Raw genomic sequence first — 12,636 nt, 5'->3', positions numbered from 1 at the left:
ACGCCCTCCCGGTGCCGCCCGCAGCAGGCACTGGGAGGGCGCGCGCGTTTAGCCCTCGACGCGGAACTTGCGCTCGATGGTGGCGAACTTCTCGTCCGGGTTGTAGTCCGGTTCGTCGCGGCGCAGCAGGTACGCCTCGGGTTTCAGCCCGGTGATGAGGAAGACCATGCGCCCGGCCACGCCGACGCAGCGGTCCGCGTAGCGCTCGTAGTAGCGGGCGAGCATGGACAGGTCGACGGCCTCGCGGGTGGAGTACTCCCACTCCCGGTCGGAAACCAAACTGCACAGGTAGGCGCGCATGTCGTCGACGCCCTCGTCGATCGTGTGCAGCTCCACCGCGGCGTCGGCGTCCGGCTCGACGAGGAGGTTGCGGGTGGCGGCGCCCATGTCGTCGACAAGCCGCGCGAGCTCCTCGACGTAGCCGTGCAGCGGGGCGGGGTAGACCGGCTCCGGGTAGCGCTGGCGCGCGAGCAGGGCGATGTTGCGGGCGAGCGAGCCCATGCGCTCGAAGTGCTCGACGATGTAGATGGCGGAGAGCACCTGGCGCAGGTCGCTGGCGACGGGGTTCTGCAGCGCGAGGAGGCGCATGCTGCGTTCCTCGCAGCGGTCGCTGATCTCCTGCAGGCTGTCGGCCTCGGTGAGGGCGGTTTCAGCGTCGTCGAGCGACTGCTCGAGCAGCGCCGCGTTCGCGTGCGAGGCGATGCTGCGCACGGTGTCGCACATCTCGAGAAGGTCCCGGTTAAAGGCCTTGAGGTGTTCGCGGTACTGGACGCGGAGCATGTGCTTCACGCTACCCGCGGGCTCGTGGCTATCCTCCGTTATTTTCAATCTCTGCTCCTTCCGGTACGGCCTCGTCCTCCGGGTCGTCGAGCCAGCCCTCGGGCAGGGCGATCTTGCCCGCCGAGCCCTGGCGGCCGCGGGCGTCGTCGGCGTGCTCGGCCCTCTCGTCCGAGTCGGCGATGGGGGCGAGGCGTTCGCGCAGCTCGGCGAGCGAGGTGACCTGGGCGAGCGACTTGCGGAACTCCCCGCCGACGGGGAACCCGCGCAGGTACCAGCCGGTGTGCTTGCGGATGTCGCGGCACGCGTGCTCCTCGCCGTCGTGCGCGGCGAGCAGCTCCGCGTGGCGGTAGATGATGCGCGCGACCTGGCCCAGGGTCGGTTCGGGCGGGATCGCGTCGCCACGCAGCTGCGCCCCGAGCTGGGCGAACAGCCACGGGCGACCGAGGCAGCCGCGGCCGACCTCAACGCCGTGGCAGCCGGTCTGTGCCATCATCTTCGCGGCGTCGTCGGCGGCGAAGATGTCGCCGTTGCCGATGACGGGCACGCCCGTGCCCTCCATGTGCTCGACGAGGCGGCCGATCTCGTCCCAGTGCGCCTCGCCCGAGTAGCGCTCGGCGCCGGTGCGCGCGTGGAGGGCGACGGCGGACGCGCCGGACTCGGCGGCGATGCGCCCGGCGTCGAGGTGCGTGTGGTGCTCGCCGTCGATACCGATGCGGAACTTCACCGTAATTGGCACGCCAGAGCCCTCGGCGGCGCGCACGGCGGCCTCGACGATGTTGCCGTAGAGGCGTCGCTTGTACGGGATCGCGCAGCCGCCGCCCTTGCGCGTGACCTTGGGCACCGGGCAGCCGAAGTTCATGTCCACGTGGTCCGCGATGTTCTCCTCGACGATCATGCGCACCGCCTCGTACGTGAACTTCGGGTCGACGGTGTAGAGCTGCATCGAGCGCGGCGTCTCTACGTCAGCGAACGTGGTCATGTGCAGGGTCTTCTCGTTGCGCGCCACCATCGCGCGCGCCGTGATCATCTCGCAGACGTACAGCCCAGACGCGGTGTCGGTGAGCTCCTCCTCGATCTCGCGGCACAGGACGCGAAACGGCATGTTGGTCACCCCGGCCATCGGCGCGAGGATGACGGGGGAGTTGAGGTCGATGCCGCCGATGGTGAGGGCGGGTTGCTGGGCGGACGCGGCTGTCGTCATAGTGCGCTCCATTCTTCCCGCGGTCCCGCCCGCGCGTCCAATCGCGGCGGCTACGCCCTTTCGGGGGTACCCCAGCCCCGGTATGCAGTTGCTTTACGACGCGTCCCGCACACTTCGTGGCAGTGGGTCCTACGTCACAATAGGGTGGGGTCTGTTATCTACTCGAACGAACAGATATAGGGAGCATCATGAGCGATCGCATCGCCAACCCCCAGCTGCGCGACAAGGTCATGACGGCCGAGGAAGCAGTCCAGTTTGTCAACCACGGCGACAAGGTCGGCACCTCCGGCTTCACCGGCGCCGGCTACCCGAAGGCCATGCCGGCAGCCATCGCGGAAAAGGCGAAGGCGGCCCACGAGAAGGGCCAAGACTTCTCCATTGACATGTACACCGGCGCCTCCACCGCCCCGGAGTGCGACGGTGTGCTCGCCGAGGCTGGCGCGCTGCGCTACCGCATGCCGTACCAGTCCGATCCGACCATGCGTAACAAGATCAACGCCGGCGAGATGAAGTTCCAGGACATTCACCTGTCCCACTCCGGCATGATGGTCGAGGAGGGCTTCTTCGGCGACGTCGACCTCGCCATCGTCGAGGCCGTGCGCATCACCGAGGAGGGCAACATCGTCCCGTCCTCGTCCGTGGGTAACTCCGTGGAGTTCCTCAACGCCGCGAAGAAGATCATCATCGAGGTCAACGAGTGGCAGTCCGAGGAGCTCGAGGGCATGCACGACATCTGGACCGTGCCGCCGCTGCCGAACCGCGTGCCCATCCCGATCACCAAGTGCGGCGACCGCATCGGCAAGACCTACATCGAGATCGACCCGGAGAAGGTCGTTGCCGTGGTCAAGACCGACGCCCCGGACCGCAACGCCCCGTTCAAGGCGCCGGACGAGATCTCCGAGCAGATCGCCGGCAACTTCCTCGACTTCCTGGAGCACGAGGTCAAGGCCGGCCGTCTCGCCTACGACGGCTACGTCATGCAGTCCGGCGTGGGCAACGTGCCCAACGCCGTGATGTCCGGCCTCATGGAGTCGAAGTTCGAGAGCATCCAGGCCTACACCGAGGTGATCCAGGACGGCATGGTGGACCTCATCGACGCCGGCAAGATGACCGTCGCATCCGCCACCTCGTTCTCGCTGTCGCCGGAGTACGCGGACAAGATGAACACCGAGGCCTCGCGCTACCGCGAGTCCATCATCCTGCGCCCGCAGTCCATCTCCAACCACCCCGAGGTCATCCGCCGCACGGGCCTTATTGCGTCGAACGGCATGATCGAGGCGGACATCTACGGCAACGCCAACTCCACCCACATCAACGGCTCGCGCCTCATGAACGCCCTGGGCGGCTCCGGCGACTTCACCCGCAACGCCTACATCTCCACGTTCATCTCCCCGTCCGTGGCCAAGGACGGCGCCATCTCCGCGATCGTGCCGTTCGCCTCGCACATCGACCACAACGAGCACGACGCCATGGTCTTCATCACCGAGTACGGCGTCGCCGACCTGCGCGGCCTCGCCCCGCGTGACCGTCCGGCGAAGATGATCTCCATCGCGCACCCGTCCTACCGCCCGCTGCTCGAGGAGTACGTCGAGCTGGCCTCCAAGTGCAAGTACCAGGCGACGCCGCACGACCTGCGCCACGCCTTCGACTTCCACATCCGCATGGAGGAGACCGGCACGATGATGAAGGGCGAGTAGGCCCTTCGGGGCGCGGCCGCTGCCGCCGCCTCGCCGCTCTGCTCTGAAAGTCGAGTTCGGGAGGTCGAGTTCACCGCGTTTTCCGGCCGGACTCGACCTCCCGGACTCGACTTTTGCGGTGTGGGCCCCGTCCCGCGCCCCGATTACCGCGGCCCAGCCCGCGCGGGCTACCATGATTCCCTGCGGGCCTTTAGCTCAGTTGGTAGAGCTACGGACTTTTAATCCGCAGGTCGTGGGTTCGAGCCCCACAGGGCCCACCGCATGCCTCGGCTTCGGCCGGGGCGTTTCGCGTCTCGACGACCCACAGGAGCACCACCCATGAATGTCGCCATCGCGTTCGGGATGACCCTGCTCGCCGGGCTCTCGACCGGCCTCGGCGGCCTGCTCGTCGCGCTCAAGCGCAGCCCCGGCGATAGGTTCCTCGCCGCGTCCCTCGGGTTCTCTGCCGGGGTGATGGTGTACATCTCGCTGGTGGAGTTGCTGCCGGAGGGCGTCGATACGCTGGCCGGCGAGGGGGCGGACGGCGAGCTGTGGGGGACCGTCGCGTTCTTCGCCGGCATCGCCGTGATCGCGCTCATCGACCGGTTCGTGCCCGAGGGCGTCAACCCGCACGAGGACCATTCCGGGGGAAGCATGGGCCGCGTCGGGGTGGTCACCGGGCTCGCGATCGCGGTGCACAACTTCCCCGAGGGCTTTGCCACCTTCATTTCCGCGCTGGAGGACCCGGTGATGGGCGTGCCCATCGCGATCGCGATCGCCATCCACAACATCCCGGAGGGCATCGCCGTCGCGGTGCCGCTGCGCGAGGCGACCGGTTCGAAGTGGAAAGCCGCCGGCTGGGCGACGCTCTCCGGCCTGGCGGAACCGCTCGGGGCGCTCATCGGCTACCTGCTCCTGCGCTCGTTCCTTGGGCCCGTCACGCTCGGCGCGGCGTACGCGGCGATCGCGGGCGTCATGGTGTTCGTCAGTCTGGACAAGCTGCTGCCCACCGCGATCCAGACGGGCCGGCACCACACCGCGATCTACGGCATGGTCGCTGGCATGGCGGTGATGGCGGTGAGCCTGCTGCTTCTGCCGAATTAGCAGCGTGTTTGTCGCGCCGCGAACGCCCGGTTTATGATCGAACGGCTGTCTTTCAGCGCCCCCATCGTCTAGCGGCCTAGGACCCCGCCCTTTCACGGCGGTAGCACGGGTTCGAATCCCGTTGGGGGTACGGCCCTGTGGCGCAGTTGGTTAGCGCGCCGCCCTGTCACGGCGGAGGTCGCGGGTTCAAGTCCCGTCAGGGTCGCCATCACGCCTCGAGGTTCGCCTCGGGGCGTTGTGCGTATCGACGGCTACGCTTTCGCGGGGGTGGAGGCGCCGCAGGTGGGGCCCCTGGTGGCGTCGATACGCGAGGCGCTCGAGAACTTCGCCGCCATCGGGCTGGGCTACCTCACCCTCGACCGCCCGAGCTCGACGCTCTCGGGCGGCGAGGTGCAGCGCGTGAAGATGATCCGCCACCTCGGCTCCGCGCTCACGGACGTGACCTACGTCTTCGACGAGCCGACCGCGGGCCTGCACGCCGCCGACATCGACCGGCTCAACGCGCTGCTTGCCGCGCTGCGTGACAAGGGCAACACCGTGCTCGTCGTGGAGCACCGCCCGCAGACCATCGCGATCGCGGACTACGTCATCGACCTCGGCCCGGGCGCCGGGTCCGCCGGCGGGCAGGTCGTGGCCACGGGCTCGCCCACCGAGCTTGTGGCGTCTGCCGGCGAAACCGGCTCGGCGACGGGTCGCTACCTTGCGTACGCAGGCGATTTGGCTGCGCGCGAGGGGTCTGTGTAAGGTAACAACTCGTGCAAAGCGCACGAAAAACAACAGAATATGGCCCTGTGGCGCAGTTGGTTAGCGCGCCGCCCTGTCACGGCGGAGGTCGCGGGTTCAAGTCCCGTCAGGGTCGCCGAACAGCTTGTACAAGCCGTTCTGGCTAGATAGCTCAGTCGGTAGAGCACACGCCTGAAAAGTGTGGGGTCGCCAGTTCGATCCTGGCTCTAGCCACACTCTCGCGAGGCCCCTCCCTCCGTCCGCACAGGATGGTGAGAGGGGCTTCGCATTGTATAGTCGTGGCCATGTCTACATCCCCGTCTGCAACCCCCGAAGTCTCAGTGCGTACCAACGAGGCAGAGCACCAGTACGAGATCCTCGTCGGCGGCGAGGTGGCCGGCCTCGCCACCTACACCGACCGCGACGGCGCGCGCGAGCTGCCGCACACCGTGGTGGACCCGAAGTACCGCGGCCAGGGCCTGTCCAAGCCGCTCATCCAGCACGCGCTCGACGACGCGCAGGCGAACGGTCTCCGCGTCATCCCCACCTGCCCGGCGGTGGAGCGCTTCATCGAGCAGCACCCGGAGTACAAGGGCCTCGTCGGCTAGATGATGTAGGAGCCCGGATCCACGTAGTTGTCCGGGTCGACGAGCCGGATGCACTCGTCCGTCTTGCGCGGGCGGGACTTCGCGGGGATGCCCACCGCGATCGAGTTTTCCGGCACGTCCTTGGTCACCACCGCGTTCGCGCCGATGGCGGAGCCGGAGCCGATGGTGATCGGCCCGAGGATTTTCGCGCCCGCGCCGATGGTGACGTTGTCGCCCACGGTGGGGTGGCGCTTCGTCTGGGTGAGCACCTGCCCGCCGAGCGTCACGCCGTGGTAGAGCATGACGCCCTCACCGATCTCGGCGGTCTCGCCGATGACGATGCCCATGCCGTGGTCGATGAAAAAGCGTCGCCCGATGGTCGCACCCGGGTGGATCTCGATGCCGGTGAAGAACCGGTTGGCCTGCGCGAGGATGCGCGCCGGCCCCTTCCAGCCCCGCTCCCACATGGCGTGGCAGATTCGGTGCACCCAGATTGCGTGGAGGCCGGAGTACACGACGGCGTTCTCGAGGTCGCCGCGCGCCGCTGGGTCGTGCTCGCGGGCGTTCGCCAGGTCTTCGCGGATGGTGCTCACGACGGTGGTGGCCAGGGAAAGCATGGGGCGAAGTGTACCAATCTGTTCGTTTTGGGCGGGCAAAAAATTCCCCCGCGCAGCCGGAGGGGTGCGCGGGGGAGTGGCGGAGCTCGCTGCCAAGCAGCCGCTTAGTCGCGGATGTCCTCGTAGAGGATGGTGGAGACGTAGCGCTCGCCGAAGTCCGGGATGATAACGACGATGGTCTTGCCCTCGTTCTCGTCGCGGGCGGCGAGGTCGAGCGCGGCCTTCACGTTCGCGCCGGCGGAGATGCCGCCGAGGATCGCGTCCTTGACCGCGAGCTCACGCGAGGTGGCCACGGCGTCCTCGTTGGAGACGGCGATGATCTCGTCGAGAAGGGCGCGGTCGAGGGTGCCCGGGATGAAGTTCGCGCCGAGGCCCTGGATCTTGTGCGGGCCGGCCTCGCCCTTGGACAGCAGCGGCGACGCGGCCGGCTCGACGGCGACGGCCTTGACCTCGGGCTTCTGCTCCTTGAGGTACTTACCGGCGCCCGAGATGGTGCCGCCGGTGCCCACGCCGGCGACGAGGATGTCCACCTCGCCGTCAGTGTCGTTCCAGATCTCCGGGCCGGTGGTGGTGTAGTGGATCTTCGGGTTGGCCTCGTTCTCGAACTGGCGGGCCAGGACCGCGCCCTCGTTCTCGGCGACGATCTCGTTGGCCTTCTCCACCGCGCCCTTCATGCCAGCCGCGCCCGGGGTGAGCACGATCTCGGCGCCGTAGGCGCGCAGCAGCACGCGGCGCTCGGTGGACATGGTCTCCGGCATGGTGAGGATGACCTTGTAGCCCTTCGCCGCACCCGCGAGCGCCAGGGCGATGCCGGTGTTGCCCGAGGTGGCCTCGACGATGGTGCCGCCCGGCTTGAGTTCGCCGGACGCCTCGGCGGCCTCGACGATGGCCTTGCCGATGCGGTCCTTCACGGAGTTCGCCGGGTTGTAGAACTCCAGCTTGGCCAGCACGCGCGCCTTCGCTTCGTGGGCCTCGGTGATGTCGTGCAGCTCGACGAGCGGGGTGCCGCCGATGAGCTCGAGTACGTTGTTCGCGATATTCGCCATGATGATCCTTCTCCTTGTCGGTGACGTGTCCGGCGCCCATTGTACACCCGCCAGTAGACCGTGCGGTTTGGGCGAAACAGACAGGGTGGTTCGGCAGGGGCGGGCCGGAGGGTCGTCGATACGCAACATGCCCGGGCGTGTGGCACGCGGGTGAGCGGGGCTAAATTTGGCTACCCCCGTTCGGGCGATATGATGAAACCGTTTTGGAGTCCTGTTCAGCTCCGGGTGTGCCCGCACGGGGATGCCGGAACGGTGGAAGGCGACAAGTATGACGATGGATGCGCAGCGCATCAAATACGACGATGACGCGATCCGCGCGGCGTTGACGGCGCTGAAGACCGCCACGGGGATCCCTGTGGCGATGTACGGCACGCTGCTCGCGGACAACCGGCTGCAGATCACCCAGTGGATCGGGCTTCGCACCCCGGCCCTGCAGAACCTCACCATCGACGCCGGGGCGGGCGTCGGCGGGCGCGTGGTGAACACCCGCCGGGCCGCCGGCATCTCGGACTACACCCGCGCGAACACCATCTCCCACGAGTACGACAAGCAGATCCAGGACGAGGGCCTGCACTCGCTCGTCGCCGTGCCCGTCATCGTGCGTCGCGAGATTAGGGGCGTGCTCTACGTCGGCGTGCACTCGCCGGTGCGCCTCGGCGACAAGGTGATCGAGGAGGTCACCATGACTGCCCGCACCCTCGAGCAGGACCTCGCGGTCAACGCGGCGATGCGCTCCGCGGACGGCGAGCGAGCCGGGGCGAAGAGCGGGCACTCGATGAACAGCGCCGAGTGGGAGCAGGTCCGCTCGACGCACTCGAAGCTGCGCATGCTCACGAACAAGGTGGAGGACGAGGAGCTGCGCAAGGAGCTCGAGCAGATCTGCGAGCAGATGGTTTCGCCCGTGGCCGTGAAGCAGACGACGAAGCTGTCCGCCCGCGAGCTCGACGTGCTCTCCTGCGTCGCACTCGGCCACACGAACGTCGAGGCCGCCGCCGAGATGGGCATCGGCGCAGAGACCGTGAAGTCCTACCTGCGCAGCGTGATGCGCAAGCTCGGCGCCCACACCCGCTACGAGGCGGTCAACGCCGCCCGCCGCATCGGCGCGCTGCCCTAAGCGGTTGCGTATCGACGCCTCCTTCGGTTCTGTACCCTGGCTGGTGTGAAAGAACGCTTTTTGGTCACCGGCGGCTCGCGCCTTGAGGGCGTCGTGCGCGTCGGCGGCGCGAAGAACAGTGTCCTGAAACTCATGGCGGCCGCGCTGCTCGCCGAGGGGACGACGACCCTGCGCAACTGCCCAGAGATCCTCGACGTGCCGCTCATGCGCGAGGTGCTCATCGGCCTCGGCTGCGAGGTGGACATCGAGGGCGACGTCGTGCGCATCCACACCCCGGCGGAGGTGTCCCCGCACGCCGACTTCGACGCGGTGCGCCAGTTCCGCGCCTCGGTCGCCGTGCTCGGCCCGCTCGTCGCCCGCTGCACCGAGGCCTACGTGGCGCTGCCCGGCGGCGACGCCATCGGTTCGCGCCCCCTCGACATGCACCAGTCCGGCCTCGAGAAGCTCGGCGCGACTACGCACATCCAGCACGGCGCCGTCGTCGCCCGCGCGGACAAGCTCACCGGCGCCGACATCAAGCTCGACTTCCCGTCCGTCGGCGCCACCGAGAACATCGTCACTGCCGCCGTCCTGGCGGAGGGGCGAACGGTGTTGGACAACGCCGCGCGCGAGCCGGAAATCGTCGACCTGTGCTCGATGCTCAACTCGATGGGCGCGCGCATCGAGGGCGCCGGCACCTCGTGCATCACCGTCGACGGTGTGGACAAGCTTTACCCGACGGAGCACACCGTCGTGGGCGACCGCATCGTCGCCGGCACCTGGGCGTACGCCGCCGCGATGACGCAGGGTGACATCACCGTCACCGGGGCCGCGCCGGGGCACCTCCACCTCGCGTTGTCGAAGCTCAAACTCGCCGGGGCGGAGATTGAGACGTACGACAACGGCTTCCGTGTCCGCATGGACCAGCGCCCGCGGGCCGTGGACTACCAAACGCTGCCGTACCCCGGCTTTCCGACGGACCTGCAGCCCATGGCCATCGCGCTCTCCGCGATTGCCGACGGCGTGTCCGTGATCACCGAGAACGTCTTCGAGGCCCGCTTCCGCTTCGTCGACGAGATGCTGCGCCTCGGCGCCGACGCGAACGTCGACGGCCACCACGTCATGCTACGTGGCGTGGACACGCTGTCCTCCACGGACGTGTGGAGCTCCGACATCCGCGCCGGCGCCGGCCTCGTGCTCGCCGGCCTGGTCGCCGACGGCGTGACCACCGTCCACGGGGTGCACCACATCGACCGCGGATACCCCGCTTTCGTCGAGCAGCTCAACGAGTTAGGCGCCGATGTACGACGCGTAAGTGAGTAGATTTTCGCGTTCTGGCCTGCGGGTTTGTGTTGTTGTTGGGGTGTGTGTAACTTATATCAAGTCAGCGAGACCGACAACGCCCCGCCGGTGAGTGAGATTCTCCTGGTTTGTGTGGCGGGCAGGAAAACGATCGTTGGCGGATTCCAAAGTCACTTGAGGCTGGCTCGCGTTGTGTGGGTTGGTTTGGGTGTGCTGGTGTTGTTTGAGAACTCGATAGTGTGCCAATGTACTTTTGTTGCGTGGGTTGTTTGCCTGCCTTGTGTGCACTGTGTTTTGCATCCTTTGTGTTTGTTTGGGTGTGTGCCGGTGGTGGTGTGGTTGAATCCATTGATGGATCATGCTGCTGTTTGGTTTGGTGTGCGCGGGTTGGTTGATTTTCTCGCGTATTTTTGCTGACCCCTGTTTTTCCCTGTCGGGTGGGGGTTGGTTGTTGAACCTTTGTAATTTTTGGATTTTTTGCCAGGTCTGATGCCGCTGCTTTTGGTGGTGGTGTTGGTTTGGTTTGTTTTTTGGTTGGGTTTTGGGCTTTTCACGGCCTGTTTCACTGGTTTTGTTGAAACGTTTTGTGGAGAGTTTGATCCTGGCTCAGGATGAACGCTGGCGGCGTGCTTAACACATGCAAGTCGAACGGAAAGGCCAGTGCTTGCACTGGTACTCGAGTGGCGAACGGGTGAGTAACACGTGGGTGATCTGCCCTGCACTTCGGGATAAGCTTGGGAAACTGGGTCTAATACCGGATAGGACCGCATTTTGGATGGTGTGGTGGAAAGTTTTTTCGGTGTGGGATGAGCTCGCGGCCTATCAGCTTGTTGGTGGGGTAATGGCCTACCAAGGCGTCGACGGGTAGCCGGCCTGAGAGGGTGTACGGCCACATTGGGACTGAGATACGGCCCAGACTCCTACGGGAGGCAGCAGTGGGGAATATTGCACAATGGGCGCAAGCCTGATGCAGCGACGCCGCGTGGGGGATGACGGCCTTCGGGTTGTAAACTCCTTTCGCTAGGGACGAAGAGGAATTGACGGTACCTGGAGAAGAAGCACCGGCTAACTACGTGCCAGCAGCCGCGGTAATACGTAGGGTGCGAGCGTTGTCCGGAATTACTGGGCGTAAAGAGCTCGTAGGTGGTTTGTCGCGTCGTTTGTGTAAGTCCGCAGCTTAACTGCGGGACTGCAGGCGATACGGGCATAACTTGAGTGCTGTAGGGGAGACTGGAATTCCTGGTGTAGCGGTGGAATGCGCAGATATCAGGAGGAACACCGATGGCGAAGGCAGGTCTCTGGGCAGTAACTGACGCTGAGGAGCGAAAGCATGGGGAGCGAACAGGATTAGATACCCTGGTAGTCCATGCCGTAAACGGTGGGCGCTAGGTGTGAGTCCCTTCCACGGGGTTCGTGCCGTAGCTAACGCATTAAGCGCCCCGCCTGGGGAGTACGGCCGCAAGGCTAAAACTCAAAGGAATTGACGGGGGCCCGCACAAGCGGCGGAGCATGTGGATTAATTCGATGCAACGCGAAGAACCTTACCTGGGCTTGACATACACTGAATCGCTGCAGAGATGTAGTTTCCCTTGTGGTTGGTGTACAGGTGGTGCATGGTTGTCGTCAGCTCGTGTCGTGAGATGTTGGGTTAAGTCCCGCAACGAGCGCAACCCTTGTCTTATGTTGCCAGCGGTTCGGCCGGGGACTCATGAGAGACTGCCGGGGTTAACTCGGAGGAAGGTGGGGATGACGTCAAATCATCATGCCCCTTATGTCCAGGGCTTCACACATGCTACAATGGTCGGTACAACGCGTCCGCGAGCCTGTGAGGGTGAGCTAACCGCTGAAAGCCGGCCTTAGTTCGGATTGGGGTCTGCAACTCGACCCCATGAAGTCGGAGTCGCTAGTAATCGCAGATCAGCAACGCTGCGGTGAATACGTTCCCGGGCCTTGTACACACCGCCCGTCACGTCATGAAAGTTGGTAACACCCGAAGCCAGTGGCCTGTGAAAGGGAGCTGTCGAAGGTGGGATCGGCGATTGGGACGAAGTCGTAACAAGGTAGCCGTACCGGAAGGTGCGGCTGGATCACCTCCTTTCTAAGGAGCTTTATGTTTGCCCGCAGTTGTGGGTGTGGTGGTTGATGTCACCGAGTGTGTGACTGCCACCTGTATTTTGAGAAATCCGGAGTGGATGCGCACCTGCCTCATTGTGTGTGGGGTGGATAGGGAGCAACCACAAAGGGGTTGCGCGTGAACACGGTGTGTGTGTGGTGGGTTGAGTGACCTGGTTGCGTGGCAAAAGTGGTTTGTTGGTGCACTGTTGGGTGTCTGGGGCAGCACGAGTGTGTGTGTTCCTGATTGTGCCCCTGTCGTGGGTGTGCTGCTGCTGTGTTGGTGGTGGTGTGCTTGTGGGGGGTGGTGTTGTGTGAGAACTGTATAGTGGACGCGAGCATTATTTTTCTTTCTTTTTTTGTGTTTTAGTGTTTTGTGCGCTGATTGTGTGTCC

The 12,636-nt window shown here is 65.4% G+C and carries 11 protein-coding genes, 5 tRNA genes and 1 rRNA gene; 12 read left to right on the top strand and 5 right to left on the bottom strand.

Features of this window, described 5'->3' with window-relative positions; translation table 11 throughout:
- Window positions 1–48: 48 nt before the first annotated feature.
- Window positions 49–780 (bottom strand): phosphate signaling complex PhoU family protein, encoded by a 732-nt coding sequence (locus CJEDD_RS10090; protein ID WP_042408986.1) that lies wholly within the window; start codon window positions 778–780, stop codon window positions 49–51.
- 28 nt (window positions 781–808) lie between these two features.
- Window positions 809–1,981: a tRNA dihydrouridine synthase DusB gene (gene dusB, locus CJEDD_RS10085; protein ID WP_042408976.1), complete on the bottom strand. Its 1,173-nt coding sequence runs from the start codon at window positions 1,979–1,981 to the stop codon at window positions 809–811.
- A gap of 188 nt (window positions 1,982–2,169) precedes the next feature.
- On the opposite strand from dusB, the gene CJEDD_RS10080 reads away from it, so the two are divergent.
- The 9 genes from CJEDD_RS10080 to CJEDD_RS10040 all read left to right on the top strand — a co-directional run bounded on the left by CJEDD_RS10080 (window position 2,170) and on the right by CJEDD_RS10040 (window position 6,092).
- Window positions 2,170–3,678 carry an acetyl-CoA hydrolase/transferase family protein gene (locus tag CJEDD_RS10080; RefSeq protein ID WP_042408979.1) on the top strand — a complete coding sequence of 503 codons (1,509 nt, stop codon included), beginning with the start codon at window positions 2,170–2,172 and terminating at the stop codon, window positions 3,676–3,678.
- Between the two features lie 184 nt (window positions 3,679–3,862).
- Window positions 3,863–3,935, top strand: a tRNA-Lys gene (locus CJEDD_RS10075).
- 61 nt (window positions 3,936–3,996) lie between these two features.
- A complete protein-coding gene (gene zupT / locus CJEDD_RS10070) occupies window positions 3,997–4,761 on the top strand; it encodes a zinc transporter ZupT (RefSeq protein ID WP_042408980.1) in 765 nt (254 codons plus the stop codon).
- Between the two features lie 57 nt (window positions 4,762–4,818).
- Window positions 4,819–4,891: transfer RNA gene (locus CJEDD_RS10065), tRNA-Glu, on the top strand.
- A gap of 1 nt (window position 4,892) precedes the next feature.
- Window positions 4,893–4,969, top strand: a tRNA-Asp gene (locus tag CJEDD_RS10060).
- A 29-nt stretch (window positions 4,970–4,998) separates the two neighbouring features.
- Window positions 4,999–5,505: a hypothetical protein gene (locus CJEDD_RS10055; protein ID WP_042409923.1), complete on the top strand. Its 507-nt coding sequence runs from the start codon at window positions 4,999–5,001 to the stop codon at window positions 5,503–5,505.
- Between the two features lie 41 nt (window positions 5,506–5,546).
- Window positions 5,547–5,620: transfer RNA gene (locus CJEDD_RS10050), tRNA-Asp, on the top strand.
- 25 nt (window positions 5,621–5,645) lie between these two features.
- Window positions 5,646–5,718: transfer RNA gene (locus CJEDD_RS10045), tRNA-Phe, on the top strand.
- A gap of 71 nt (window positions 5,719–5,789) precedes the next feature.
- On the top strand, window positions 5,790–6,092 hold the full coding sequence (locus CJEDD_RS10040; RefSeq protein ID WP_042409921.1) for a GNAT family N-acetyltransferase: 303 nt from the start codon (window positions 5,790–5,792) through the stop codon (window positions 6,090–6,092).
- Here the strand turns inward: CJEDD_RS10040 and epsC are convergent.
- Together epsC and cysK are read right to left on the bottom strand one after the other, a co-directional pair.
- Window positions 6,089–6,688: a serine O-acetyltransferase EpsC gene (gene epsC / locus CJEDD_RS10035; RefSeq protein WP_042409917.1), complete on the bottom strand. Its 600-nt coding sequence runs from the start codon at window positions 6,686–6,688 to the stop codon at window positions 6,089–6,091. The two genes, CJEDD_RS10040 and epsC, sit on opposite strands and share 4 nt — an antisense overlap.
- A gap of 104 nt (window positions 6,689–6,792) precedes the next feature.
- Window positions 6,793–7,734, bottom strand: coding sequence for a cysteine synthase A (gene cysK, locus CJEDD_RS10030; RefSeq protein WP_042409915.1), 942 nt, complete (start codon window positions 7,732–7,734; stop codon window positions 6,793–6,795).
- Between the two features lie 274 nt (window positions 7,735–8,008).
- Here cysK and ramA point away from each other — a divergent pair, with 274 nt between their 5' ends.
- Together ramA and murA are read left to right on the top strand one after the other, a co-directional pair.
- On the top strand, window positions 8,009–8,848 hold the full coding sequence (gene ramA / locus CJEDD_RS10025) for an acetate metabolism transcriptional regulator RamA (RefSeq protein WP_042409925.1): 840 nt from the start codon (window positions 8,009–8,011) through the stop codon (window positions 8,846–8,848).
- 45 nt (window positions 8,849–8,893) lie between these two features.
- Window positions 8,894–10,150 carry a UDP-N-acetylglucosamine 1-carboxyvinyltransferase gene (gene murA, locus CJEDD_RS10020; RefSeq protein WP_042409912.1) on the top strand — a complete coding sequence of 419 codons (1,257 nt, stop codon included), beginning with the start codon at window positions 8,894–8,896 and terminating at the stop codon, window positions 10,148–10,150.
- Between the two features lie 335 nt (window positions 10,151–10,485).
- Here the strand turns inward: murA and CJEDD_RS10015 are convergent, their stop codons facing one another.
- Window positions 10,486–10,695 (bottom strand): hypothetical protein, encoded by a 210-nt coding sequence (locus tag CJEDD_RS10015; protein ID WP_157034549.1) that lies wholly within the window; start codon window positions 10,693–10,695, stop codon window positions 10,486–10,488.
- Window positions 10,696–10,712: 17 nt separating this feature from the next.
- Here CJEDD_RS10015 and CJEDD_RS10010 point away from each other — a divergent pair.
- Window positions 10,713–12,227 (top strand): 16S ribosomal RNA (locus CJEDD_RS10010).
- The last annotated feature ends 409 nt before the right edge of the window (window positions 12,228–12,636 follow it).

The organism is Corynebacterium jeddahense, assembly GCF_028609865.1.
GTDB classification, from domain to species: Bacteria; Actinomycetota; Actinomycetes; order Mycobacteriales; family Mycobacteriaceae; genus Corynebacterium; species Corynebacterium jeddahense.
The sequence above is the reverse complement of the archived record's forward strand: the minus strand, read 5'-3'. Positions and strand labels throughout refer to the sequence as shown.